At 60.1% G+C, this 24,362-nt stretch carries 22 protein-coding genes and 1 tRNA gene; 13 read left to right on the top strand and 10 right to left on the bottom strand.

The genetic code is table 11. The features are described 5' to 3' along the window. Positions 1 to 738 (top strand): pseudouridine synthase (locus JNB91_RS29185; protein ID WP_220328943.1); only part of this gene is annotated, 738 nt, incomplete at its 5' end. Between the two features lie 114 nt (positions 739 to 852). Here JNB91_RS29185 and JNB91_RS29180 read toward each other — a convergent pair. Next, positions 853 to 926: transfer RNA gene (locus tag JNB91_RS29180), tRNA-Gln, on the bottom strand. A 238-nt stretch (positions 927 to 1,164) separates the two neighbouring features. Between JNB91_RS29180 and JNB91_RS29175 the strand changes: the two genes are divergently transcribed. Then, entirely contained in the window at positions 1,165 to 2,892 is a 1,728-nt protein-coding gene (locus tag JNB91_RS29175; protein ID WP_430736377.1) for a Ppx/GppA phosphatase family protein, read from the top strand. Continuing rightward, positions 2,889 to 3,620: an RlmE family RNA methyltransferase gene (locus JNB91_RS29170; RefSeq protein WP_220328942.1), complete on the top strand. Its 732-nt coding sequence runs from the start codon at positions 2,889 to 2,891 to the stop codon at positions 3,618 to 3,620. The genes JNB91_RS29175 and JNB91_RS29170 overlap by 4 nt, the downstream gene beginning before the upstream one ends. Here JNB91_RS29170 and JNB91_RS29165 read toward each other — a convergent pair whose 3' ends face one another. After that, complete coding sequence (locus JNB91_RS29165; RefSeq protein WP_220328941.1) at positions 3,621 to 5,033, bottom strand: MFS transporter; 1,413 nt, start codon at positions 5,031 to 5,033, stop codon at positions 3,621 to 3,623. Between the two features lie 220 nt (positions 5,034 to 5,253). Here JNB91_RS29165 and JNB91_RS29160 point away from each other — a divergent pair, with 220 nt between their 5' ends. Next, on the top strand, positions 5,254 to 6,258 hold the full coding sequence (locus JNB91_RS29160; RefSeq protein WP_220328940.1) for an MBL fold metallo-hydrolase: 1,005 nt from the start codon (positions 5,254 to 5,256) through the stop codon (positions 6,256 to 6,258). 85 nt (positions 6,259 to 6,343) lie between these two features. Here the strand turns inward: JNB91_RS29160 and JNB91_RS29155 are convergent, their stop codons facing one another. Then, positions 6,344 to 6,724, bottom strand: coding sequence for a helix-turn-helix domain-containing protein (locus tag JNB91_RS29155; RefSeq protein WP_220328939.1), 381 nt, complete (start codon positions 6,722 to 6,724; stop codon positions 6,344 to 6,346). An 18-nt stretch (positions 6,725 to 6,742) separates the two neighbouring features. After that, positions 6,743 to 7,054, bottom strand: a complete 312-nt coding sequence (locus tag JNB91_RS29150) for a type II toxin-antitoxin system HigB family toxin (RefSeq protein ID WP_220328938.1) — start codon at positions 7,052 to 7,054, stop codon at positions 6,743 to 6,745. A gap of 279 nt (positions 7,055 to 7,333) precedes the next feature. Between JNB91_RS29150 and guaB the strand changes: the two genes are divergently transcribed. The 4 genes from guaB to JNB91_RS29130 all read left to right on the top strand — a co-directional run bounded on the left by guaB (position 7,334) and on the right by JNB91_RS29130 (position 12,957). Continuing rightward, positions 7,334 to 8,827 (top strand): IMP dehydrogenase, encoded by a 1,494-nt coding sequence (gene guaB / locus JNB91_RS29145; protein ID WP_220328937.1) that lies wholly within the window; start codon positions 7,334 to 7,336, stop codon positions 8,825 to 8,827. A 204-nt stretch (positions 8,828 to 9,031) separates the two neighbouring features. After that, complete coding sequence (locus JNB91_RS29140) at positions 9,032 to 9,451, top strand: MAPEG family protein (protein WP_220328936.1); 420 nt, start codon at positions 9,032 to 9,034, stop codon at positions 9,449 to 9,451. A 572-nt stretch (positions 9,452 to 10,023) separates the two neighbouring features. Next, positions 10,024 to 11,967 (top strand): methyl-accepting chemotaxis protein, encoded by a 1,944-nt coding sequence (locus JNB91_RS29135; RefSeq protein WP_220328935.1) that lies wholly within the window; start codon positions 10,024 to 10,026, stop codon positions 11,965 to 11,967. Positions 11,968 to 12,078: 111 nt separating this feature from the next. Next, complete coding sequence (locus JNB91_RS29130) at positions 12,079 to 12,957, top strand: dienelactone hydrolase family protein (RefSeq protein WP_220328934.1); 879 nt, start codon at positions 12,079 to 12,081, stop codon at positions 12,955 to 12,957. Here JNB91_RS29130 and JNB91_RS29125 read toward each other — a convergent pair. Beyond that, complete coding sequence (locus JNB91_RS29125; RefSeq protein ID WP_220328933.1) at positions 12,954 to 13,880, bottom strand: hydrogen peroxide-inducible genes activator; 927 nt, start codon at positions 13,878 to 13,880, stop codon at positions 12,954 to 12,956. The two genes, JNB91_RS29130 and JNB91_RS29125, sit on opposite strands and share 4 nt — an antisense overlap. A 145-nt stretch (positions 13,881 to 14,025) precedes the next feature. Here JNB91_RS29125 and JNB91_RS29120 point away from each other — a divergent pair, with 145 nt between their 5' ends. Together JNB91_RS29120 and JNB91_RS29115 are read left to right on the top strand one after the other, a co-directional pair. After that, entirely contained in the window at positions 14,026 to 14,307 is a 282-nt protein-coding gene (locus tag JNB91_RS29120; protein ID WP_346269426.1) for a BrnT family toxin, read from the top strand. Then, positions 14,264 to 14,551 (top strand): hypothetical protein, encoded by a 288-nt coding sequence (locus tag JNB91_RS29115; RefSeq protein WP_220328931.1) that lies wholly within the window; start codon positions 14,264 to 14,266, stop codon positions 14,549 to 14,551. The genes JNB91_RS29120 and JNB91_RS29115 overlap by 44 nt, the downstream gene beginning before the upstream one ends. Before the next feature lie 7 nt (positions 14,552 to 14,558). On the opposite strand, the gene JNB91_RS29110 is transcribed toward JNB91_RS29115, so the two are convergent. Continuing rightward, on the bottom strand, positions 14,559 to 15,509 hold the full coding sequence (locus tag JNB91_RS29110; protein WP_220328930.1) for a LysR substrate-binding domain-containing protein: 951 nt from the start codon (positions 15,507 to 15,509) through the stop codon (positions 14,559 to 14,561). 191 nt (positions 15,510 to 15,700) lie between these two features. Here JNB91_RS29110 and JNB91_RS29105 point away from each other — a divergent pair, with 191 nt between their 5' ends. After that, a complete protein-coding gene (locus tag JNB91_RS29105) occupies positions 15,701 to 16,006 on the top strand; it encodes a YjiS-like domain-containing protein (protein ID WP_220328929.1) in 306 nt (101 codons plus the stop codon). A gap of 310 nt (positions 16,007 to 16,316) precedes the next feature. Here JNB91_RS29105 and JNB91_RS29100 read toward each other — a convergent pair whose 3' ends face one another. From JNB91_RS29100 to JNB91_RS29085, 4 genes are all read right to left on the bottom strand, one after another. Beyond that, entirely contained in the window at positions 16,317 to 17,690 is a 1,374-nt protein-coding gene (locus tag JNB91_RS29100) for a glutamate--cysteine ligase (RefSeq protein WP_220328928.1), read from the bottom strand. A gap of 371 nt (positions 17,691 to 18,061) precedes the next feature. Beyond that, the gene (locus JNB91_RS29095; protein ID WP_220328927.1) at positions 18,062 to 18,799 is read right to left on the bottom strand and encodes a 16S rRNA (uracil(1498)-N(3))-methyltransferase; all 738 of its coding nucleotides are present in this window, start codon (positions 18,797 to 18,799) and stop codon (positions 18,062 to 18,064) included. A gap of 9 nt (positions 18,800 to 18,808) precedes the next feature. After that, on the bottom strand, positions 18,809 to 20,338 hold the full coding sequence (locus tag JNB91_RS29090; RefSeq protein WP_220328926.1) for an inorganic phosphate transporter: 1,530 nt from the start codon (positions 20,336 to 20,338) through the stop codon (positions 18,809 to 18,811). Between the two features lie 115 nt (positions 20,339 to 20,453). Further along, positions 20,454 to 20,933 carry an NUDIX hydrolase gene (locus JNB91_RS29085; protein WP_220328944.1) on the bottom strand — a complete coding sequence of 160 codons (480 nt, stop codon included), beginning with the start codon at positions 20,931 to 20,933 and terminating at the stop codon, positions 20,454 to 20,456. A 334-nt stretch (positions 20,934 to 21,267) separates the two neighbouring features. On the opposite strand from JNB91_RS29085, the gene JNB91_RS29080 reads away from it, so the two are divergent. Then, positions 21,268 to 22,701, top strand: a complete 1,434-nt coding sequence (locus JNB91_RS29080; protein WP_220328925.1) for an FAD-linked oxidase C-terminal domain-containing protein — start codon at positions 21,268 to 21,270, stop codon at positions 22,699 to 22,701. A gap of 289 nt (positions 22,702 to 22,990) precedes the next feature. After that, positions 22,991 to 24,184, top strand: a complete 1,194-nt coding sequence (locus JNB91_RS29075; protein WP_220328924.1) for an FAD-binding protein — start codon at positions 22,991 to 22,993, stop codon at positions 24,182 to 24,184. Positions 24,185 to 24,362 lie beyond the last annotated feature (178 nt).

Genomic DNA, 24,362 nt, shown 5'->3' with positions numbered 1-24,362 from the left:
GGCAAGCGCGTCACGCTCCCGCGTGCCCTCTCCAAACTCGGCTTCTGCTCCCGCACCCAAGCCGAGGACCTGATCCGCGCCGGCCAGGTCAGCGTCAATGGCCGCACCGTCACCGATACCGAAGCCTGGATCGACCTCGACACCGCAAAGCTGGCCGTCGATGGCAAAACGGTTGCTGCCGAAACGCCGGTCTACCTGATGCTCAACAAACCCCGCGGCCTCGTCACTACCCGTAACGACCCCGAAGGTCGCCCGACCGTCTTCGATTGCCTCAAAGGCCATGACCACACGCACCTCTCCCCCGTCGGGCGGCTCGACAAGGCCAGCGAAGGCCTGCTTCTCTTCACCAACGACACGCAATTCGCCAACGCGCTCCTCGATCCCGAAACCCATGTGCCGAAAACCTATCACGTTCAGATCGACACGCTCGTCGACGAAGCAATGCTCAAGGCGATGACAAAGGGTATCGAACAGGACGACGAAACCTTGAAGGCCCGTCGTGCGACAAGACTGCGCGAGGGCGAGAAGAATTCCTGGCTGGAGATCGAGCTGGACGAGGGTAAGAACCGCCACATCCGCCGCATGCTGGAAGCCTTCGATATCGCCACGCTACGCCTCATCCGCGTCGCGATCGGTGATCTCGTACTCGGTGATCTGGAAAAGGGGGCAGTGCGGGCGCTGAGCGATGGCGAACTCAAAAGCCTAAAAGCCCAGTCTGCATCCGTGACGAAGCGTTAGGCCAAATTCGGCGCAACGATTCTGCCTAAGCTATCAGGTCCGTGGATATGATCGGCCATGCTGAGGCGCAGTCATCCTGATGCAGATAATGTAAGTGACATGTAAGGAGAAGATTGGCTGGGGAACCTGGATTCGAACCAAGATTAACGGAGTCAGAGTCCGTCGTTCTACCGTTGAACTATTCCCCAGCAGGAGCGACCACTGGTCGGCTCGTCGGTGTGCGGCGCTTATAACCAAACGTTCGCGACTTGCAAATAGTTTTTTCGGAAAAAATTCACATACCCACGCTTCCGCCACTTTTGGCCGCCGCCGGGAAAAAGCCATTGGCGAATGGCCCTCGCGCTGTTATCCTTGCTGCAACGAAGCAATCAGACGCAGCAGCACGCTTTTTTCAGGCGGTGCGCCGCGAAATGGATAGAACGACCAATGGACCCCGATAGCGGCCGTATGCCGCCAGATGGCGGGGCGTCGGCCGGAGAGCGTGGGGCACAAAAGCGGCCCCGTCGCAGAAAAGGGAAGCGCGGCGGTAAAAACCGCAATGCTAAGGCTTCCCTGCACGCGTCGTCGGCCGCTCAGGTCGACCCGGCCGCGCGCTCAGAAAAGAAGCAGGACCTGTCACGACAGGACGTGGGGAAACGCGACGCCGCAAAATCCGATGCTGCGCGCTCCCATGCTGCCAGGCCCGATGTGGCCAACCCCGATGTCGCAAGGCAGGATCAGCCCGCGCGCAAACGCAAGCGCAGGCGTTCCAAATCCCATTCCGATAAAAACGCCGATCATGCCATCCAGCATGCCGGGGAACGATCTAATGCCGATGGTCGGGGCGGCTCAGCGCAGGTTCATACCGGCGCGCATGCCCATGGCGGCGTGCACCAGCAGAATGGCCCGGATGGCAAGGGACATGATGGCCAAGGACACGGTGGTAAGGGCCAGGGCGGCAAGGGCCGTGATCGCCGCAAGAAAAACCGTGGTGGCCGTGGACTCCAGGGACGTCCGCTGACGCAGGCAAAGAGCGCGCTCAACGGTGTATCGCAGCCGGCGCTTTCGCGCACAATGCCGTCTTCCGAACATGGTGGCGCAATCGCGCCGGCGCTTCATTCGGTCGAGGCGACGCTTCCCTTCCATGATGATCTTTATGCCGCGCTCGATCTCGGCACAAACAATTGCCGCTTGCTGATCGCTCAGCCGACAAGGCCCGGCCATTTCCGGGTTGTCGATGCGTTTTCGCGCATCGTGCGTCTGGGCGAGGGGCTTGCCGCCACCGGCCGTCTGTCCACCGATGCCATGGACCGCGCGGTTGAGGCTTTGCGCATCTGCGCGCTAAAACTGTCTGCCAAGCCGATCCGCAAGATGCGGCTGATTGCCACCGAAGCCTGCCGCGCCGCCGCAAACGGCGAGGAATTTCTGGCGCGGGTGACTGCCGAGACGGGGCTTGAGCTGGAAATCATCGACCGCGAAACCGAAGCCCGGCTTGCCGTCTCCGGCTGCTCGTCGCTGGTCGGCCGCGAGGCCCGCTCGATCGTGCTTTTCGATATCGGCGGAGGCTCGTCGGAAATCGCCGTCATCAAGATCGGCGACAACCGGTCTTCGCGGCTTGCCAACCACATCACCCACTGGACCTCGCTGCCCGTCGGCGTCGTCACCCTGTCGGAACGTTACGGCGGCCGCGATGTGACGCCGGATGTATTCGAGGCGATGATCTGCGAAGTTCAGGGCATGCTGGAAAAATTCGATTGCCCGCCGGCGGATGCGAATGCCGATTACGATTTCCATCTGATCGGCACGTCGGGCACGGTGACGACGCTTGCCGGCGTGCATCTCGATCTGCCGCGTTATGATCGCCGCCGGGTCGATGGCCTCTGGCTGTCGGATGCGGAAGTTTCCGCCATGCAGGCAAAGCTGCTCTCCTGGGATTTCGCCGGCCGTGCCGCCAATCCCTGCATCGGGCCGGATCGGGCCGATCTCGTGCTTGCCGGCTGCGCCATTCTGGAGGCGATCAGAAGGCGTTGGCCAAGCCCCAGAATGCGGGTTGCCGATCGCGGGCTGCGCGAAGGGCTTTTGACAGATATGATGGCAGATGATGGCGTGTGGCGGCGTGTGCGGTCGCGCAGATCGGGGTCGACAGGTTCCGGAGAGGTTTTGAGACGGCGATGACGAAGACACCGGTCGGAATAAACAGAACGGGCAGAAAGCTCGGCCAGAAGGTCAAGAAGGGCAAGCTGAAGGCGTCCTCGCGCCGCTGGCTGGAGCGCCATATCAACGACCCTTACGTCCAGCGGGCCAAGCTCGAAGGTTATCGCGCCCGCGCGGCCTTCAAGCTGCTTGAAATCGACGAAAAGCATCAGATCCTCAAAGGCGCGCGCCGCATCATCGATCTGGGCGCCGCACCGGGCAGCTGGTCGCAGATCGCCGCCAAGGTGACAAACTCGACCGACGAGGACCCGCGCGTGGCAGCCATCGACTTCCTCGAGGTCGATCCCTTGCCGGGCGTAAAAATCCTTCAGCTCGACTTTCTCGATGACAGCGCGCCAGCGCTTCTGAAGGAAGCGATCGGCGGCGTGCCGAATCTCGTCCTGTCCGATATGGCGGCCCCCACCACCGGCCACCATCGGACGGACCATCTGCGCACCATGCATCTCTGCGAAGTCGCAGCCCATTTCGCCATCGAGGTCCTGGCCGAAGGCGGCCATTTCCTGGCAAAAACCTTCCAGGGCGGCACGGAAAAGGATCTGCTTGATCTCCTGAAGAAGAATTTCAAGCAGGTCATCCATGTGAAGCCCGCGTCGTCGCGGCAGGAATCGGTCGAGATGTTCCTGCTCGCCAAGCACTTCAAGGGCCGCAGGGCAGAGCAATCGGAAGAAGAAACGGGCGACGACGCCTGATCATTCCCCCGCTTCCGGCTGCGCGTCAGCCGGTCGCCGCCCCTTGTGGCCGGAAACATCCGCCCCTGTCAGCGGGTCTAGCCTGAAGATCGGAAAGATCGAGAAGACTGAAACCGCGGCCACGATGAAGAAGGCCAGGTGGAAATCGGCAAGCTGCAGATGGCTGCCGGAAAACATCGCCGACATTTCAAGGATGAAGGCCGCAAAGGCGACGCCGAGCGCCAGGCTGACCTGTTGTAATGCCGATGCCATCGAGGTTGCCTGGCTCGTCAGTTCGTCGGAGATTTCCGAATAGCCGAGCGCGTTGACGCCGGTGAAGAACAGCGAGCGGAAGAACCCGGCGAAAAGCAGCGCGCCGATGATCCAGATATGCGGCGTCTCTGGCGTAAAGAACCCGTTCACCGCCGTCATCGCCGCGCCGAGCATGCCAGCGACCAGAAGTGCCGTGCGAAAACCGGTCAGCGCAAACACTCGCCGCGCCATGAACTTCACCGTCAAAGCGCCGATCGCGCCCGAAAAAGTGATAAGGCCGGACTGGAACGGGTTGAGGCCGAAACCGAGCTGCAGCATCAGCGGCATCAGGAAGGGGATCGCGCCGGTGGCGATCCGAAACAGCGTGCCGCCCGTCGTCGACGCCCTGAATGCCCGGTCGTTGAAGATCTTGAGGTTCAGGATCGGGTGAGGGTGCCGCCTTGCGTGACGCACATAAAGAAAGCACGCGGCAAAGCCTGCAAGCGTCGCACTGATCCCGACTGCGGGCGGCAGTGCTGGAAGCCCGATCACCGAAAGCCCGAACACGACGCCGGATGCAGCAACGGATGTCAGCAGAAAGCCGATCCAGTCCATCCGCCCGGTTTCCATCGGCGGCACTTCAGGCAGGTATTTTCCGGTCAGATAAAGCCCGATTACCCCGATCGGCACATTGATGATGAAGATCCAGTGCCAGGAGAAATAGGTGGTGATGAAACCGCCGATCGGCGGCCCCGTCAGCGGCCCGACAAGGGCAGGGATTGTGAGCAGCGCCATGGCCGACACGAGATCGCTGCGCTTGGTGGTGCGCAACAGGACCAGACGCCCGACCGGCGTCATCATCGCCCCGCCCATGCCCTGCAGGAAACGCGACATGACGAACTGCACGACGGAATCGGATATCGCGCAGAGGATCGATCCGACGATGAACACGCAGATCGCCAGCCGGAACACTTTCTTCGCGCCGAACCGGTCCGACATCCAGCCACTGATCGGAATGAACATCGCCAGCGCCACCATATAGGAGGTCAGCGCCAGTTTCAGCGTGATCGGGCTGACGCCGAGATCGTAGGCGATCGTCGGCAGCGCGGTGGCGATCACCGTCGAATCCATCTGTTCCATGAACAGGGCGACAGCGAGAATGAGCGGAATGATGCGATTCATGGAGACGGATGCCGTTGTGTGACAGGCCCGAGGGATAACAGGCCTGTAAACCTCAAATCCCGTTCTGCCAATGGACGTTCGGCCTCTTTTGTTTCGCACGCCAACGGGCAGAGGCCGTCACGTCTGCGTGAAAATGTGTTTTTGCTCTCTGATCATCGTCAACTTTTCGCTCTATCGCGCTAACTTCGCGCCGACGCCAATAGTCATGAGGGAACGGGATATGGCTGGAAACGGTATTGGAAGAAGAACATTGCTGGGCACCGCAGGCCTCACGGTCCTTGCTGCCCCGGCAATCATCGGTAACCGGGCGGCCTTCGCCCAGGACAAGAGCAAAGCGAGCAGCAATTTGGCAATCGATCGTGTCACCCCGCCCGATCTCCACAAGTTCAAGGTCGGCAGTTTCGAAGTCCTCGTCGTCAAGGATGGCGCCCGCGCTTCCGGCGTGCCGAACGAGACCTTCGGCATCAACCAGTCGGCGGAAACCGTAGGCACTCTTCTGACGGAAAACTTCCTGCCGGCGGACCAGTTCGTCAACGGCTTCTCGCCGACCCTGATCGATACGGGTTCAGACGTCATCCTCTTCGATACCGGTTTCGGCCAGTCCGGCCGCGCACAGGGTGCCGGCCGCCTCATCGAAGGCATGGCCGCAGCCGGCTACATGCCGGCCGATGTCACCATCGTCGTCCTGACCCATCTCCACGGCGACCATATCGGCGGCCTGATGGAAGATGGCAAGCCGGCCTTTGAAAATGCCCGTTATGTCGTCGGCCAGCAGGAATACGACTTCTGGACCGATACCGCCCGCGTCGGCACGCCGGCCGAAGGCGGCCACAAGGGCGCGCTTGCCAACGTCAAGCCGCTTGCAGAAAAGATCACCTTCATCGGTGACGGCGCCGATGTCGTCTCCGGCATCACCAGCATGGCCGCTTTCGGCCATTCGCCGGGCCACATGATCTTCAACGTCGAATCCTCTGGCAAGCGCCTGATCCTGACGGCCGATACCGCCAACCACTTCGTGCTCTCGCTGCAGCGCCCGGATTGGGAAGTGAAGTTCGACATGGACAAGGCCGCCGCCGCAGCAACCCGCAAAAAGGTCTTCGATATGATCGCCACCGACAAGGTCGCCTTCCTCGGCTACCACATGCCGTTCCCGGCCGTCGGTTATGCCGAAAAGCAGGAAACGGGCTATCGTTTCGTGCCGAAAAGCTACCAGTTCGACATCTGATCGAAATCTCGTCAGGCCCCGAAACGACCAAAGCCACCCGCGAGGGTGGCTTTGGTCTATCTGGCTCAAGAGATGGTGTGGTCAGTCATCCGGAAACTTCGCCAATCAGCGATCCTGCAGGGATATTCCATTCCCGGCTGAGCTTTCTGATCTGCTCGAGGTTGATCTCGCGCTTGCCGTTGAGAAGCTCGGACGCGCGCGCCTTGGAGCCTATGACGGCCACCAGATCCGCGCGGCTGTAATTATTTGCGACCATGACCGACTTGATCACGTCCACGGGGCTGGCTGCCGGGATCGGGTAATGCTTGGCCTCGTATTCTTCAATCAGAAGAACGAGCGCATCGAAATGGGCGGCCTCGCTCGATCCTTCCGTCGGTTCGTTTTCGAAATACGGCCGCACTTCCTTCAGCGCGGCATTGTATTCCTCTTCACTCTGAAGTGTCCGGAAAGCTTTCAGATTCAGCATCATCTTATCCTTTTCACCTCAAAGCTTGTTCACGTCGATCGCATCATATTGTGCGTGGGTGCCAACGAAGAGGATGAAAATCCGCTTTGAGCGAAATGCCACCAGCCCAACGATCCGGTATTTGTTGCCGCCAACATCGAAGACCACCTTGCTGCCGGAAACCATGTCGGCGGAGTTGAAGGCCTTCTTCAATTCGCTGAGATTGCTCCAAGTCGCCTTGGATGCCGTCGCATACCATTCCGTCATCGCAGCTTCGGCCGCCTGTCTCGGAATGCCGCTCGGCAGACTTTTCCAGAAGTTGACCAGAGCAGACTTGGCGATGACGTTCACATCCGCTCCTATTTAGCGGGTTTCCATATTGGAAACAAGTGTGCGGTTCCCAATATGGAAACTCTATTTCATCTCGTTTCCGGATCAACTCGAATTTCTGCTTGCATTCACCAAGCCATGCAAACCCGGCGGGGCTGCCTCCCGGGATTTTTCTATTCCCTTATTGTCATTCTCGTGTTACCAGCCCTCGCCAACTTCCATGTATTTCATGCAGAAGCAACCGGATGAAGGATTTCCTTTTCCCGGAGGATTCTGCCTATCCAACTGAAGGAACTGGCAATGGCACGCATCGTAATCTCGGCAACCGGCGCGGAAGCGCTCACCTTTGATGATGTGCTTCTCCAGCCGGGGCACTCGGAAATCATGCCGGGCCAGACCAACATCTCCACCCGCATCGCCAGGGATATCGACCTGTCGCTGCCGATCCTGTCCTCGGCCATGGACACGGTCACCGAAAGCCGTCTCGCGATCGCCATGGCGCAGGCCGGCGGCATGGGCGTCATCCACCGCAACCTGACCCCGGTCGAACAGGCCGAGGAAGTCCGTCAGGTCAAGAAGTTCGAAAGCGGCATGGTGGTCAACCCGGTGACGATCGGCCCGGATGCAACGCTTGCCGACGCACATGCCCTGATGAAGGCGCATGGAATTTCCGGTATTCCGGTCGTTGAAAACGGCGGTCGTCCCGGCCGTCTGGTTGGTATCCTCACCAACCGCGACGTCCGTTTTGCTTCCGACCCGACCCAGAAGATCTTCGAACTGATGACGCGCGACAACCTGATCACCGTCAAGGACGGCGTCGAGCAGGCTGAAGCCAAGCGTCTTCTGCACAAGCACCGCATCGAAAAGCTGCTGGTCGTTGATAATGAAGGCCGCTGCATCGGTCTCATCACGGTCAAGGATATCGAGAAGTCGCAGCTCAACCCGAATGCCGCCAAGGATGCCCAGGGCCGTCTGCGTGCCGCCGCTGCCATCTCCACCGGTGACGATGGTGTCGAGCGCGCCGAGCGCCTGATCGATGCCGGTGTCGATGTCATCGTCGTCGATACGGCTCACGGTCACAGCCAGAAGGTTCTGGACGCCGTTGCCCACGTCAAGAAGATGTCGAACGCCATTCGCATCATCGCCGGCAATGTCGCCACGTCCGAAGGCACCAAGGCGCTGATCGATGCCGGTGCGGATTGCATCAAGGTCGGTATCGGCCCTGGCTCCATCTGCACCACCCGCGTTGTCGCAGGCGTAGGCGTTCCTCAGCTCGCAGCCGTCATGGCCGCCGTCGAGGAAGGCAACAAGCATGGTATCCCGGTCATCGCCGATGGTGGCCTGAAATTCTCGGGCGATGTTGCCAAGGCGATTGCCGCCGGTGCATCCGCCGTCATGATCGGCTCGCTGCTGGCCGGCACCGATGAAAGCCCGGGTGAAGTCTACCTCTACCAGGGCCGCTCCTTCAAAGCCTATCGCGGCATGGGCTCTGTCGGCGCCATGGCACGCGGCTCGGCAGACCGTTATTTCCAGGCGGAAGTGCGCGACACCCTGAAGCTCGTTCCCGAAGGCATCGAAGGTCAGGTTCCGTATAAGGGCCCGGTCTCATCCGTTCTGCACCAGCTCGCCGGTGGCCTCAAGGCTGCCATGGGTTATGTCGGCGGCAAGGACATCAAGGACTTTCAGGAAAAGGCCACCTTCGTGCGCATTTCCGGCGCCGGTCTTCGCGAAAGCCATCCGCATGGCGTGACGATCACCCGCGAAAGCCCGAACTATCCGGGCGTCAGCTCGTAAAGAGTTGAAACATCTCCACCGATTTCAGGCGGGCCGGGCATTTTGCCCGGCCCGTTTTCGTGTCAGAAGGTCGGGAAGATTGTTCGGCATGTCTCCCGAAAGTGGTCACCGGTTTCGGGAAAAAGACATGCTCAAAAACAAAGAGCGAAGGCACGGCAAGCGAATCTGAAAGATCGCGACGTGCCGTAGGAGTATTGCCCGATGATGACCGACACGACCGCCATGTTCTGGCCGATGATCGCCCACGCCTTTCTGGTCTTCATCCTCTATTACCTGCTGTCGATGCGCCGCGGCGCTGCTATCCGCGACGGCGGTTATGATGCCCGCAAGTTCAAGGAAAACCTCTCCGAACCACCGGAAAGCCTGCTGGTCCATAACAATCTGAAGAACCAGTTCGAGCTGCCGATGCTCTTTCACGCCGGCGTGCTGGCGATCTTCATCTGCAATGCCGACAACATCATCACCATTGCGCTCGCCTGGATCTTCGTCATCTCGCGTTATGCGCATTCCTATGTCCATATCACCAGCAACAGGCTGCTTTTGCGCCGCCCGCTGTTCATGCTCGGTTTCATGGCGACCGTGCTGATGTGGGGCTGGCTGGCAATCTGGCTCGCCACATCCTGAACGTTTGGCACTAGAGCAATTCCAGCAAAAAAGTGGGAACCGGTTTTGCGTCCGGAATTGCGTTAAAACAAAGATATAGAGTGGTTCCGCAGTTCGAAGAAATGCGGAATACTCTAAGCATAGGCCCCTCCCATTGGGGATCGATCGCCTGAGACCGTCCTGATCGGGCATTTTCGATGCAGGAATCCGCTCGTTTTTAGCGAGCGGAGGCTGTTCACGAGTTCCTGTTCGCCCGTCAAATTCCTGGAACTCTGTTCAGCATTATCGACCAATAGCGGTCTTCCGCGACATTTTGCCGGTCATTTTTTGTCAAAAACAGTTGCGATTTGACAGTTTACGTCACTTGGTTGTGTTCCCGGTAAGCTTTCATTCAGAATTCTGATCGAGTGTCGCAACTGCAGGTTCAAAGCTCCCGACCGCATGATGATGACGGGAGCAGATGGGTCATGTCCGAGGCGATCCGATGGTCGTCAGCTGCCCGATGATCGGGCGTCGCTAGCCAAGATGTATCAGTTTTTGCAGCCACCTGCTTTTCGCGGGCAGCCGTCGGCTGCGTGCTTTTTGAGGTCATTATGTCGTTTCTGAAGAATACCAAAATAAAGACGAAGGTCGTGCTGGTCGTATCGCTGATGGGACTGATGTCCATGGGCGGCATCGGCTATGTCAGCTTTCAGTACAATCAAACCGACACTGTCTATGGCGAGTTTATCGGACATGAAGCGCTTGCCGCTGTGTTGAATGCCAGAACCAGTGGAAACCTCAATGCCTTGGGCCTGCAGGCCTTTCGCGCTTCCCTCAGCGAGCCGAACACACCTGAATTCGAGGCTGCGGTTACCACCTACAAGTCTGACCTGAAGCAGCTCCACGAGCGCCAGAACATGATCGTGCAGCTTGTCCCGGCGCGCAAAGAGGCGGCCGCCGATATCCTCAATGGCGTCGCCGAAGTCGAAAAGATCGGTAGCCGGGCCATTGCGCTTGCGCAGTCTGGCCAGAAGGCCGAAGCCCAGCGCATGGCATTGGAGCAGTTGCGCAAGATCAACGAAGTGTCGCCAAAGATCAGCGCCGGCAACGAGCAGCTCATCAAGGTGATGAATGACGGCAAGGAGCGTCTGGAGGCAAATACCGACTGGACGATCTGGACCGGCCTTCTCGGCATCGCCGCCATGTCGCTGATGTTGATCACGCTTGGCCTTGCCATCTGCTCGCGCGGCATCACCACGCCGATTGCGCGGCTGCGTGAACGCATGGCCTCGCTGGTCGCCGACGAGACGGCCGCCGAGATCCCCGGCATGGACCGGAAGGACGAAGTGGGCCAGATGGCCTCTGCCGTGCAGGCATTCCGGGAAAGTGCCATCGAGCGCCGTCGTCTTGAGCAGGAAACGGAAGCCAACCGATCCATGTCCGAGCGGGAACGGATTGAACGCGAAAAGCAGAAGGCGCAGGAAGCCGCCGACATTCAGTTTGCCGTCGACAACATCGCCATCGCACTGACCAAGATTGCCCAGGGTGATACGACCTACCGTGTCGTACAGCCGTTTGTGGCGCATCTCGATGGTATCCGCAACGATCTCAACACTGCAACAGAGCAGCTTCAATCCACTCTCAAGCAGGTTGCCCAGAATGCACGCGGCATTGATGCAGGTGCCAACGAAATCAAGTCCGCTGCCGACGATCTGGCAAAACGCACCGAACAGCAGGCCGCGGCCGTGGAAGAAACTGCTGCCGCTCTTGAAGAAATCACCACGACGGTGAAAGATTCGACCAAGCGTGCGCAGGAAGCCGGACAGCTTGTCAACCGTGCCAAGGTCGGCGCGGAAAAATCCGGCGAAGTGGTGCAGAGCGCTGTCGCCGCGATGGAAGCGATCGAAAAATCCTCCGGCGAGATTGGCAACATCATCGGCGTGATTGACGAGATCGCCTTCCAGACCAACCTTCTCGCGCTCAATGCCGGTGTCGAAGCTGCGCGTGCTGGCGATGCCGGCAAGGGCTTTGCCGTTGTCGCACAGGAAGTGCGCGAATTGGCCCAGCGTTCTGCCGCCGCCGCCAAGGAGATCAAGGATCTGATCACTACATCCAACAGCCAGGTCCAGCAGGGCGTGCAACTGGTTGGCGAAACCGGCAAGGCCTTGAGCCTGATCGTCGGTGACGTGCAGGAAATCAACCGGCATGTCGGCGCCATCGCCGAGGCTTCGCAGGAACAGTCGGCCGGTCTCCAGCAGATCAACACCGCTGTAAACCAGATGGACCAGGACACGCAGAAGAATGCGGCCATGGTTGAGGAAAGCACGGCTGCAAGCCATGGGCTGGCCCGCGAAGTATCGTCGCTCAACCAGCTCCTCGCCCGCTTCAAGCTGTCAGAAGGCGGTCATACGGGTGCCGCAGCGCCGATCCGCGCAGCATCGCCTGCCGACCGACCCGCGGTTTCGCCCGCTCGTGCGCTTGGCGGCCGCATCCGGTCCGCCTTTGCAGGTAATGCCGCGCTTGATACCTCTGCCGACAATTGGCAGGAATTCTAAGGCGATTGCTACGCCTGTCACGCATAAGTGTAGCGCGGATTTTCCGCGCTACATCGCCTTGTCGATAAGCCGCCCTACCTTCGTCGGATTGACAGCGAGAGGAGCAGGCTCATGGACAAGGAGCCACAAGTCACCCAGGCGATGATCAACGCCTATGACGAATACACGCATCTCCATCTCGATCGCCGAAAATTCATGGAGCGGCTGACGGTGCTCGCCGGCTCGGGTGCTGCGGCTGCCGCGATCGCTCCCATGCTTGCCGCCAACGGTGCCCGCGCCGCCATGGTCGAAGCCAATGACGACCGGCTGACAACCGGGGACGTGACCTTTCCCGGCTCGACCGGAGAGATGAAGGCCTACTGGGCCCGCCCCAAATCCGCCACCGGCCCACTCGGCTCCATCATCGTCATCCATGAAAACCGCGGTCTCAACGACCATATCCGCGATGTCGCCAGGCGCGCTGCCCTTGAAGGCTTCAACGCGCTTGCGGTCGATTTCCTCTCTCCGCTCGGCGGAACGCCCACGGATGAAGACAAGGCGCGCGAAATGTTTTCGACGCTTGATCCGGCTCAGACGACAGCCGATGGGGAAGCGGCACGTGCCTGGCTGTCGAAACATGAGGGCGCCAATGGCAAGGTCGGTGCTGTCGGGTTCTGCTGGGGCGGCGGCCTCGTCAATCGCATGGCGGTCAACTCGCCGGAGCTGAATGCCGGCGTCGCCTATTACGGCCAACAGGCGCAGGCCGTCGACGTCCCAAAAATCAAGGCGCCGTTGATGCTCCATTACGGCGGTCTCGACGAACGCATCAATGCCGGCATCCCGGCCTATCGCGAGGCGCTGGAAAAGAACGGCAAGACCTTCGAGATCTTCGTCTACGAGGGCGTCAACCACGCCTTCAACAACGATACGTCGGCAGCCCGTTACGACAAGGCGGCGGCGGATCTCGCTTGGAGCCGGACGATCGCCTTCTTCGGGATGCATTTGTCCTAGATGTTTTGTCCCGGCAGTGCCCTGGCGCCGTCCTTGAAGGATCCACAAGACATGGCGGCTTCCGCCAGTGCCGCCATGTCTTCTGTGCGTCCGCTGGATTTCCGCCAGATCAGCCCGATCTCGCGTGCCGGTGCGGGCTCGGCAAATGGGACGATCTTCAGGTTGTTACGTGCCGTTTCCGATGAAATCGCCATCTCGGGGATAAGCGTCATTCCCATGTCGTGAGAAACCATCTGCAACAGCGTCGCCATCGAGGTCGCGCCGAAATTGACGAGGCTTCGCTTGCCCGCAGCGCTGCAGACGGCAAGCGCCTGATCGCGCAGGCAATGCCCTTCCTCCAGCAGCAGCAGCCTGTCCGCATCTACCTGGTTTTCGGTCATCGGCGATATCAGCACATCGCTGTCATTCTTCGCCATGGCCATGAAGAACCGGTCGGAAAACAGCGTTCTGGTCTCGACATTATCCGCCTCCACCGGCAGCGCCGCGATCACCGCATCGAGCCGTCCTTCGGAAAGCTCTGCCAGCAGACGGTCGGTCACCGCCTCTTTCAATTCGATCTCGATCTCCGGATAGGCCTCGCGTAGATGTGGGATCAGCTTCGGCACCAGATAGGGTGCGACGGTCGGAATGATGCCGATGCGGATCGGCCCGGCCAGAACGCCGCTCTTGCGCCGCGCCGTTTTCTCCAGCTCGTCGACCGCACCAAGTATGATGCGGATGCGCGACAGCACGGCCTCGCCCTTGGCGGTCAGAAGCACGCCGGCACGGTTGCGTTCCACCAGTTGAGCGCCAAGATGATCCTCCATCTCCATGATCTGGGTGGAAAGCGCCGGCTGGCTGACATGCACGATCGCCGCCGCCTTGCCGAAATGCCGCGTGGCAGCCAGCGCCTCGAAATAGCGCATCTGGCGGAGTGTCAGCATGATTAGTTATTCCAATCGTAAGTGGCAGATTTTGGAATTGGAAGTTATGGGATGCGCAGCTGTTCTTCAAGAGTGAACCAAGCATTGAATTCATACATTAAAAGTGTACACCATTGATGGGCGAACTTAAATGTCGGGGGCGGCGGTGGAGTTCGAATGGGATGAGGAGAAAAGGCAAAATGTCCTTGTTGAGCGCGGTGTCGATATTCTCCACGCGGCCTTGATCTTCGAAGGGCCGGTGCTGACAAGGATCGACGACAGGGCTGATTACGGCGAGATACGCCAGATCGCCTTGGGCATGGTGGATGATGAGTGTTTCATTGTGGTTTTTACCGATCGCGGCAGTATCAGGCGCTTGATAACAGCCTGGAAAGGAGGCCGTAATGACAGATCGAGATATCAGGAGAGCTTCGCTCGCCGAACTTAAGGCGATGAAGGAGACGGGCCAGCTGAATTCCAACAGGAACGCGCCCGAAGGCGAGGACCTCGGCCCCGAATTCTGGTCGAAGGCGGAGCTGGTATCGCCTGACAAACGCTCGGTCCATCTGAAGATCGACCGGGACGTGTTCGATTTCTTCTATGATGACGCCAAGGGCAAAGGGCATCTGACGAAGATGCAGAATGTTCTGCGCGCCTATGTAGAGGCCCGGAAAACATCAGGGTCGCGTTAAAGCGGCCTCACCACCCCGTCATCACCTGCCCCGACCGTGCCCGCGCCTGCCGGGCAAAGCCCTTCACCTCGCCGTCGAGATCGTCGGGCAGGGCGGCGGGCGAAATGTTGTCGAGGCAGGCGCTGATATGGTCGGTGATCGCGTTCATGAGGGACGGTGAAAGCCCCGGCCGCTTCATCAGGCCGATCTGCACCGGCGGCAGCGGCGGAAAACCATCGGCGGCGGTCAGCACCTTCATCCCCGGCCGAAGCGCCGATTCCGGCAGAACCGATACCGCCATGCCGGCGAGGATCGCAGCCGCAATGACGGTCGAAGACCAGCTGGTGAACAGAACCTGATATTCCCGCCCATCCGCGTCGAGCGCCGAACAGGCCAGCTGCCGCCACAGACAGTCACGACGCCCGACTGCAAGCGGCACCGGCGCGTCATCCTTCAGCGGGTGGTTGGCCGATGCGACCCAGCACAGCGGTTCCGTGCGCACCACGTCCGAAATCCGCTGCCGGGGATTATGGGTCACGAGCGCGATGTCCAGCTCGCCGCGCGCCATCTTTTCCCCGAGACTGACCGATGGTTCGCAGACGATATAGAGTTCCACATTGGGATGCGTCTTGGCAAACCGGCCGATGATTTCGGGCATGTAGCGGTCGGCATAATCGTCCGGCGTGCCGATCCGGATCGTACCCTCAAGACGGTTATCGTCGAAGGCCGCGATCGCCTCATTGTTCAGCCGGATAATGCGCCGGGCGTAATTCATCAGCTTCTCGCCCTCGGCGGTCAGGCGGTTGCCGCGCCCGTCCTTGGCGAAAAGCTGCTTGCCGATCCGCTCTTCGAGTCTGCGCATCTGCATCGACACGGCAGATTGCGTCTTGAACACCCGGTCCGCAGCCTTGGTAAAGCTGCCGGTATCGATGATGGCGATGAAAGTATGCAGCTGGTCGATATCGAGAGGAGCGGACATGGGCGCAATCCATCAGTGAACTTGATAATCATCATTAGAAACATTCGTTGGACTGATCAATACGATTAACCGATAACAGCTGCAATTCTAGAACAGAGGCGCTGCTGCAAACGGCGCAAATGTCTCACCGGCAATCCGTCTGCATTCGCAGTCGGAACGCCTTTGACCGTGCCCAATGAAAGGATACCCCGATGAGCACGACCGAATGCGGAACTGATTTGAAGCTCGTAAAGGCTCCGTCCCCGATCCAGACCGGTTTGGTGCAGGCGGCCGTGTTCGTGCGCATCAAATCCGCATGGCGCGCCATCCGTAACCGCATTGCGGCACATCCGATTTCTGAATTGGATGATCATATGCTCACCGACATCGGACTTAGCCGCCGTGATGTCGTGATCGCACTTGATCGTTCCGGCGCACTGGATGATCCGTCTTTGCTTCTGGCAAAGGCTGCTCGTGAGCGCGCCCGCACGCGGTTCGCCCGGCCGCCAGCTCGCTGACCGCGTGCATCAATTCGAAGATGTAACGATTTTCCCCGCAGGGTAAGCCAATGACCCTGCCTCTTGCCCGGCCGGACACCCGCGCCGGGCTTTTTTTGTTTTGGGGAAGGTGGTCGCCACGGAAGCAAGGTTTGCTTTGGGTGCGGACATACCGCAAACTCCCTCATCCCTGTGCTCGTCACAGGGATCCAGCCGACGCGCGTCCGCGCGGCGACAGAGTCTTTCCAGCCCAAGGACTTGGGCTGGCTGGATTCCTGTCACAAGGACAGGAATGAGGGACGGTAGGCCCCTCGCTCAATAAGATCGAAACTCAATACTGGTATTCGTCGAACACCGGCTCCACCGAGCCATTCCAGCGGCCGTTGAATAGCGCAAGCAGGTCGTCGGCAAGCGTTGCCTTCTTCGCCAGCACTTCCTCCAGCGGCTGCAGGAAGACGCTCTCATCCTGGCCATCGCCATTCAGCTTTGCTCGCGCTTTCAGGCCAGCCGTCGAAATCCGAACCGCATCGCGTGCCACGTCCAGAACCGGACGGCCCTTGATCGTTGCGGAAAGCCCTTGAGCCGGCACGGCATCGCGCATGGCGATAACATCTTCGAACGTCCAGTTGGCCGTCAGTGCTTCGGCCTCGGCAAGTGCTGCATCATCATAGAGCAGACCGACCCAGAAGGCGGGCAGCGCGCAGATTCGGCGCCATGGGCCGCCGTCGGCGCCGCGCATTTCGAGGAAGCGCTTCAGGCGAACGTCGGGGAAGAGCGTCGACAGATGGTTGGTCCAGTCGCCCATGTTCGGCTGCCAGTCGGTGACTTCGCCCTTCAGCGCGCCGGCCATGAACTGGCGGAAGGTTACATGCGTGCAATCGTGATATTTGCCGTCGCGAACGATGAAATACATCGGCACGTCGAGCGCCCATTCGACATAATGGTCGAAACCGAAATCCGAATTGAACACGAAGGGCAGGGTGCCGGAACGACGGTTGTCCGTATCGCGCCAGATATCGCCGCGCCAGGACAAAAGCCCGTTCGGCTTGCCCTCGGTAAATGGTGAGGAAGCGAAAAGCGCGGTCGCGATCGACTGCAGCTTCATCGACACCCGCATCTTGGCGGCCATGTCTGCTTCCGACGAGAAATCGAGGTTCACCTGGATCGTACAGGTCCGGTACATCATGTCGAGCCCGTGTGAACCGACCTTCGGCATGTAGCGGGTCATGATGTCGTAGCGGGATTTCGGCATCCGCGGCGTCTCGGTCAGAGACCATTTAGGGCTGCCGCCGAGGCCGAGGAAACGGATACCCATCGGCTCGGCGATCTCTTTCACCAGCGCCAGATGCTTGTTGGATTCCTTGCAGGTCTCGTGGATCGTCTCCAGCGGCGCACCGGAAAGCTCGAACTGCCCGCCCGGCTCGATCGAGATCGCGCCCATGCCGGACTGTTCTCCAAGCCCGATAATGTTTGCGCCATCCATGATCGGCTCCCAGCCGAGCCTTTCCTGCATGCCCTTCAAAAGTGCTGAAATGCTGGCATCGCCGAAATAGGGAACCGGCGCGTTATCCTTACGGAAGAACACGAATTTCTCGTGTTCGGTGCCGATGCGGAATTTGTCCTTGGGGCGCGAGCCCTGCGCCAGATAGGCTGAAAGCTCAGATACCGAGGAAAGTGGTGTCTGGTCGGTCGTGTCACGCGCCATGAAAATACCTTGGTCGGAAGGCCTGGAATGATAAGCCAGACTGATAATCGTCCGGCTGATTGAACCGAATTCATCTGCGGTGCAAGCGAATTTGTTTCAAGATCGGTTCAGAAAAACAGTGCCATCTGTTGCGGTTTTGACGCTGTGTCGAGCTCTCTGTAGGGGCGGTTACCCCCTCACTTGCGATTTCTAACACTTAGCTGAAGCTAAGATGTTGAAATCGCTTTCTCTCCCACAAGGGGAGAGATATCGGGAGGCAAGCTCGACGCTCTACCTCTCCCCTTGTGGGAGAGGACACAAAATCAAGATCTTAGCGAAGCTAAGTCTTAGATTTTGTTGGTGAGGGGATTTTTGCTTGCCGCCAGTCCAATCTACCGCCAATCCCCGATCGCCGCCTGTATCACCGCCAGCGCCGCCACCGCCGCCGTATCGGCCCGCAATATCCGGGGCCCGAGCGGGATTGCCGTCACGAAGGGCAGCGAGCGCAAAAGACTGCGTTCCTCCTCCGAAAACCCGCCCTCCGGCCCGACCAGAAGCGCAAGCTTTTTCTCCGCCACCTTGGCGAGGATCGGCAGCGGGTTCTGGCCCTCGTCACCTTCGTCACAGAAGATGATCCGCCGGTCTTCGGGCCAGCGCTCCAGAATGTCGGCCAGCTTGCGCGGTTCCGAAACCTCCGGGATCGACAGCACGCCGCATTGTTCGGCCGCCTCCGTCACATTCGCTCTCAGACGGTCCAGATTGGTGATCTTGCCCTGCACATGCTGGGTCATCACCGGCTGCATCGTGCCGGCCCCCATCTCGACGGCCTTCTGCACCAGATAATCCAGCCGGCCCACTTTCAGCGGCGCAAACAGGTAATAGAGGTCGGATGCCTCCGGCTGCGGCCTCGTCTGCTCCACCGGCTGAAGCACGATCTTCTTGCGGCTCGGAAAGGTGATCTCCGCCAGCCATTCGCCGTCGCGCCCGTTGAACACCAGTACCTTTGCTCCGGCCTCCAGCCGCAGCACATTGGCGAGATAGTTGAACTGCTCGCTCGACACCTCATGCCGGGTTTCGGCAGAAAGGGGCGTATCGACGAAAAGCCGCTGAAGGCGAAAATTGGCGCGCATGATCTTCTCTTACAAAAACAGCGCGAACATAACCGTCGCAATGATTGCCGCAAGGCCTGCGGCGGCCGGAAGCGTGATAATCCAGGCAACGAGAATACTCAGGATATGCGAACGGCGCACCAGATAGCGCCGTTTCATCTCGTCGTCATTGTGCTCGCCGGCCTCGCGCTCCTCCGGCTCCGGCTGGATGTCACGGCCGGAACGCACCCGCATATATTCGTAACGCCGCTTCGAATTGCGCGTATACCATTCGCGGAAAAGCCCGACGCCGAACACCGCGCCGACAGCGATATGGGTGGAGGAAACCGGCATGCCGATCCACGACGCGACAAGCACCGTCAGTCCCGTCGACAGCGACACGCAATAAGCCCGCATCGGGTTGAGTTTGGTGATCTCTGCACCCACCAGCCGCACCAGCTTCGGCCCGTAAAGCAGAAGCCCGAGCGAAATGCCCACCCCCCCGATCACCAGTTCCCAGAGCGGTACGCCGGGATCGCGGCTGGCGGCGCTGGCCGCCATGTCCTGCGTTGCCGCCACGATTGCCGCCAGCGGGCCGATGGCGTTCGACACATCGTTTGCCCCATGCGCGAAAGACATCAGCGCGGCCGAAAGGATCAGCGGGATCTGGAAAAGCTTGCGAAGTGACTGGTTGCGGTTCTCCAGCCCCTCGGCCTGCCGGGCAATCACCGGAATCAGTGCCCGCCAGGCGACCAGCCCCATGACAAAGGCCACAACGGTTGCCAGATAGGGCGAGGGCGCGCGCAGCTGATTGGTGCCGACGAGGGTCAGATAACCGGCAAATACACCGGTCATGATGCCGATCAAGGCCGGTACCCAGCGTTTCGCCGCGGCCACCTTGTCGTCACGATAGATGATCGTTTCCTTCAAGAGAAACAGGAACCCGGCGGCAATCACCGCGCCGAGCAGCGGCGAGACCACCCAGCTTGCGGTGATGCGCAAGACCAGTCCCCAGTTGACGGCAGCAAAGCCGGCCGCCGCGATACCCGCACCCATCACACCGCCCACGATCGAGTGCGTGGTCGAGATCGGCGCGCCCACCCAGGTGGCGATGTTGATGAGAAGGGCTGCCCCGAGCAGCGCCGCCATCATTGCCCAGATGAGGACCGCCGGACTGGAGATCAGCGCTTCGTTGGTGATGCCGCTGGCGATCGTATAGGCGACATTGCCGCCGGCAAGCACGGCTCCCGCCACTTCGAAGACGGCCGCCAGCGCAAGCCCGAAACCCATCGTCATGGCGCGGGCGCCGACGGCGGCGCCGATATTGTTGGTCACGTCGTTGGCGCCGATATTCATCGCCATGTAACCGGCGAGCGCCGCAGCGGCGATGACGATCACCGAGCCGGATGTGCCGGTCACATAGGTCGAGGCGAAAATCGCGGTCAGGATGATGAAGACGAGCGCCACGCCCGGGCCGGCAAGCCCGCGCGCCGTATGCCGCGCGGCGTCTTCCACAGAGGAAAGTTTCTCCAGATCCTTGTCGAGCGTCGGTTTTGCCAGACGCGGCTTCTGTTGGGCCATGCTTCGTTTTATCGGTAGGGAGCGACGCTAAGGGTGTAGTCCCGCTCCGGGTTCGTCCCGAAGCTTTTTAGCGTCTGCTTTTGAAGAGATTATGATGTCCGCTCGGAGAGCCTGCTCAGCGCGCGACGTTCATGACGAGATTGGTGACCATCGCGTCCTTTGCCGGTTTACGCATCGTCTCGGCAAACTGCAGCATCAGGATTTTCAGTTCCGGCTCGTTCACCCGGTTGGAAGCTTCCTCGGGAGAAACCCACTCGATCTGCCGTACGCCCTTTTCCTTGAAGTCCTTGCAGAAGCCTTCGACCTTGAGGAGATGAACCTGCACGCGCACCGGCACCTTGATGCCGTTATCGAGACCCTTACGGTAGTGATAAAAGCCGAACGGCTTCTTTTCGGCCTTGCCTTTGACGCCGACTTCTTCCTTGGCTTCCTGCTCGGCGACCTGATGCGCCTGCTTGTTTTCCATGGGCCAACCCTTGGGGATCACCCACCGGCCGGTATCGCGGCTGGTGGCAACCAGAACCTCGAATTCGCCGCGCTTGCCGGCGCGATAGCAGATCGCAGCATATTGCTGGCGCGGGGGGCGCTGCACCATGAGACGAAGATTGCTGGCGATACGGTTCATAAGGCCCAATTTCGAAAACACCTCCGAGAGTTTCATTTTACTAATATAATGATTGCGCCAGGATTAACGAGGTGTCGGGATCGAATTTGATCGTGAATCACCCGTTAAAAACCCTTGCTCGGCTAAATATAAGGGGTCGAGGGACATGACACGTCAACAGTTTATTGCACAGCTGTTCAATTTTCCTCTGGATGTTGCGCAAATGTGATTGCCAATGGCCTCCATGCGACATTCGTCAAGAATAGGTTGAAGCCTTTAGCCGTCATGAAATAGGTTGCGATTGAGACATGCGAGGGAGGAATGCATGCCGCAGCCAATCCGGTTTCTGCCGCCAAGACAGGATGTCCTGTCCCGCAGGGCAACCATCATTGATGATCTGAGCGGCCTTCTGCCGGCCGATTGCGTCATCCATGAGGCGCGCGAACTGGTTCCCTTCGAAACCGATGCCTTCATCAGCTATCGCCGCCTGCCGCTTGCCGTCGTTCTGCCGCGCACCACCTCGCAAGTGGCAGCGGTGATGAAATACTGTCATCGTTACGGAATTCCGGTCGTGCCGCGCGGCGCGGGCACCTCGCTTTCGGGCGGTGCCATCCCGCAGGAAGATGCGATCGTGCTCGGCCTGTCGCGCATGTCCCGCATCATCGAGATCGATTATGCCAACCGCACCGCAACGGTGCAGGCCGGCGTCACCAATCTGAGCATTTCCGAAGCTGTTTCGGTGGATGGCTTCTTTTATGCACCCGATCCCAGTTCCCAGCTCGCCTGCACCATCGGCGGCAATATCGGCATGAATTCCGGCGGTGCCCACTGTCTGAAATACGGCGTCACCACCAACAACCTGCTCGGCGTCAAGCTGGTTCTGGTCGATGGCGAGGTGATCGAGCTCGGCGGCAAGCATCTGGATGCCGCAGGCTATGATCTCCTCGGCCTCGTCTGCGGCTCGGAAGGCCAGCTCGGCATTGTCACCGAGGCGACGGTTCGCCTGATCGCCAAACCGGAAGGCGCTCGTCCGGTCCTGTTCGGCTTCTCGACATCCGAAGAAGCCGGCGCCTGCGTCGCCGATATCATTGCCGCCGGCATCATTCCGGTCGCCATCGAATTCATGGACAAACCGGCAATCGAGATCTGCGAGGCCTTTGCCAAGGCCGGTTATCCGCTCGATGTCGGCGCACTTCTGATCGTCGAGGTCGAAGGCTCGGAAGCCGAAATGGACGCGACGCTGGAAAACATCGTCGAGATCGCCCGCCGCCATCAGGTCATGACCGTGCGCGAATGCCAGTCGGCAACCGAGGCGGCGCTGATCTGGAAAGGCCGCAAATCCGCCTTCGGCGCCACCGGCCGCATCGCCGATTACATCTGCATGGATGGCACCGTGCCGCTCGGTAAGCTTTCCTACGTGCTGAAGCAGACATCCGAAATCATCGACCGCTTCGGCCTGCGCGTCGCCAATGTCTTCCACGCCGGCGACGGCAACATGCACCCGCTGATCCTGTTCAATGCCAATGACCCGGAAGAGGCGATGAAGGCGGAAGAGGCGGGCAACGAGATCCTCAAACTCTGCGTCGATGCCGGCGGCTGCCTCACCGGCGAACACGGCGTCGGCATCGAAAAACGCGACCTGATGCGGCATCAATACACGCCGGCCGAGCTTGCCCAGCAGATGGCGGTGCGCGCGGCGTTCGACGAGGGCTGGATCCTCAATCCGTCGAAGGTGTTTCCGCTGGAGGGGAGGGGGTGAGTTCAGTGTTTTCCGCTTGCTTTCTGCCAGACATCATACCCCCTCTGGCCTGCCGGCCATCTCCCCCACAAGGGGGGAGAAATGCTGGGCGCATCGGTCTGCCCCGATCATTCTCGAATGACCGTTCCAGATATGAGCTAACTGAAAGATGGAGCAAAGGTCCCAGCGATTGTGATCTCCCCCCTTGTGGGGGGCTCGAAGAGCGGGACGAGACCGGTGGCTCGGCCCAGGCAAGCCGGCAGGCCAGAGGGGGAAGCGGAACAGGGCAATGGTCGGCGAAGGGGCGCCCATGCTGATCCCCAATACCGAAACCGATGCCGCCTACATCATCCGCAATGCCGCAGCCGACAAAAAGCCGCTGGCGATCTGCGGCAACAACACCCGTGGTTTTGCGAGGACCAACCACCCGGCCGAACCGATCAGCTCCCGCGGCCTTTCCGGCATCGTCGATTATGACCCCGCCGAAATGGTGATGACCGTCAGGTCCGGCACGCCGGTTTCCGCAGTCGAGGCAGCCCTTGCCGCAAACCGCCAGATGATGGCCTTCGAGCCTATGGACCATCGCGACATTCTCGGGACCAAAGGAGAGCCGACCATCGGCGGCGTGTTTGCCGCCAATGTTTCCGGTCCCCGCCGCCTCACCGCAGGCGCCGCCCGCGACAGCCTGCTAGGCCTCCGCTTCGTCAATGGCCGCGGCGAGATCATCCGTGCCGGCGGCAGGGTGATGAAGAACGTCACCGGTCTGGACCTGACAAAACTGCTGGCCGGCTCGCACGGCACGCTCGGTTTTCTCACCGAAGTCACGTTTCGCGTGCTACCGGTACCACCGATGACGGAAACTGTCGTCATCTCCGGCCTCGACGACGAGATGGCGGCGAAGGCGATGGCCGCCGCAGTGGCGCTGCCGGTGGAAATTTCGGGTGCCGCGCATCTGCCCGCCAGTGTCCGCTCCCGCTTCATCGGCAATCAACTGCCGGAATGTGAAGCGACCGTCTTTCGCCTCGAAGGCCTTGCCCCTTCCGTCGAGGCGCGCGCAAAAAAACTCGCCGCTGTCATGGAAGCCTTCGGTCAGGTGACGACGCTCGGCATGGCGCAGAGCCGCACACTCTGGCGCGAAATCCGCGACGTCGCCCCTTATTCAGATGGCACGGAAAAGCCCCTCTGGCGGGTCTCCGTCGCGCCGAGCGCCGGTTACCATCTGGTCTACGCACTTCGGCTGGAGGCCGGTATCGATGCCTTTTACGACTGGCAAGGAGGATTGGTCTGGATGCGCATGGAGGCCGATCCCGAAGCCGAGCTTGTCCGCCGTTATATCCGTGCGCTTGGCGGTGGCCACGCAACGCTGGTCCGGGCGTCGGAAGCGGCGCGTGCCGAAATCCCCACTTTCGAGCCATTGCCGGATGCCGTTGCGGCGCTGTCTGCACGGGTGAAGGAAAGGCTCGATCCGGCGGGGATTTTCGGATTGGGGAAGATGGGGGGATGAGAGTTATGACGGTTACGCTGCGACACCCCCCTCTGCCCTGCCGGCTTGCCTGGGCCGAGCCACCGGTCTCGTCCCGCTCTTCGAGCCCCCCACAAGGGGGGAGATCACAAGTAGCAGGACCTTCTTCCCTTGCTTTGACCGTATCAAGCGCGGCGTTTTCAATTGGATTTGCTTGGGG

The organism is Aliirhizobium wenxiniae, from assembly GCF_019511445.1.
GTDB lineage: Bacteria > Pseudomonadota > Alphaproteobacteria > Rhizobiales > Rhizobiaceae > Neorhizobium > Neorhizobium wenxiniae_A.
The sequence above is the reverse complement of the archived record's forward strand: the minus strand, read 5'-3'. Positions and strand labels throughout refer to the sequence as shown.

What these genes read in the sequence shown, in the direction of transcription:
- JNB91_RS29175 (WP_430736377.1), top strand. Translation starts at nt 1,165, where the DNA reads ATGGACCCCGATAGCGGCCGTATGCCGCCAGATGGCGGGGCGTCGGCC.
- JNB91_RS29170 (WP_220328942.1), top strand. Translation starts at nt 2,889, where the DNA reads ATGACGAAGACACCGGTCGGAATAAACAGAACGGGCAGAAAGCTCGGC.
- JNB91_RS29165 (WP_220328941.1), bottom strand. Translation starts at nt 5,033, where the DNA reads ATGAATCGCATCATTCCGCTCATTCTCGCTGTCGCCCTGTTCATGGAA.
- JNB91_RS29160 (WP_220328940.1), top strand. Translation starts at nt 5,254, where the DNA reads ATGGCTGGAAACGGTATTGGAAGAAGAACATTGCTGGGCACCGCAGGC.
- JNB91_RS29155 (WP_220328939.1), bottom strand. Translation starts at nt 6,724, where the DNA reads ATGCTGAATCTGAAAGCTTTCCGGACACTTCAGAGTGAAGAGGAATAC.
- guaB (WP_220328937.1), top strand. Translation starts at nt 7,334, where the DNA reads ATGGCACGCATCGTAATCTCGGCAACCGGCGCGGAAGCGCTCACCTTT.
- JNB91_RS29140 (WP_220328936.1), top strand. Translation starts at nt 9,032, where the DNA reads ATGACCGACACGACCGCCATGTTCTGGCCGATGATCGCCCACGCCTTT.
- JNB91_RS29135 (WP_220328935.1), top strand. Translation starts at nt 10,024, where the DNA reads ATGTCGTTTCTGAAGAATACCAAAATAAAGACGAAGGTCGTGCTGGTC.
- JNB91_RS29130 (WP_220328934.1), top strand. Translation starts at nt 12,079, where the DNA reads ATGGACAAGGAGCCACAAGTCACCCAGGCGATGATCAACGCCTATGAC.
- JNB91_RS29125 (WP_220328933.1), bottom strand. Translation starts at nt 13,880, where the DNA reads ATGCTGACACTCCGCCAGATGCGCTATTTCGAGGCGCTGGCTGCCACG.
- JNB91_RS29115 (WP_220328931.1), top strand. Translation starts at nt 14,264, where the DNA reads ATGACAGATCGAGATATCAGGAGAGCTTCGCTCGCCGAACTTAAGGCG.
- JNB91_RS29110 (WP_220328930.1), bottom strand. Translation starts at nt 15,509, where the DNA reads ATGTCCGCTCCTCTCGATATCGACCAGCTGCATACTTTCATCGCCATC.
- JNB91_RS29105 (WP_220328929.1), top strand. Translation starts at nt 15,701, where the DNA reads ATGAGCACGACCGAATGCGGAACTGATTTGAAGCTCGTAAAGGCTCCG.
- JNB91_RS29100 (WP_220328928.1), bottom strand. Translation starts at nt 17,690, where the DNA reads ATGGCGCGTGACACGACCGACCAGACACCACTTTCCTCGGTATCTGAG.
- JNB91_RS29095 (WP_220328927.1), bottom strand. Translation starts at nt 18,799, where the DNA reads ATGCGCGCCAATTTTCGCCTTCAGCGGCTTTTCGTCGATACGCCCCTT.
- JNB91_RS29090 (WP_220328926.1), bottom strand. Translation starts at nt 20,338, where the DNA reads ATGGCCCAACAGAAGCCGCGTCTGGCAAAACCGACGCTCGACAAGGAT.
- JNB91_RS29085 (WP_220328944.1), bottom strand. Translation starts at nt 20,933, where the DNA reads ATGGTGCAGCGCCCCCCGCGCCAGCAATATGCTGCGATCTGCTATCGC.
- JNB91_RS29080 (WP_220328925.1), top strand. Translation starts at nt 21,268, where the DNA reads ATGCCGCAGCCAATCCGGTTTCTGCCGCCAAGACAGGATGTCCTGTCC.
- JNB91_RS29075 (WP_220328924.1), top strand. Translation starts at nt 22,991, where the DNA reads ATGCTGATCCCCAATACCGAAACCGATGCCGCCTACATCATCCGCAAT.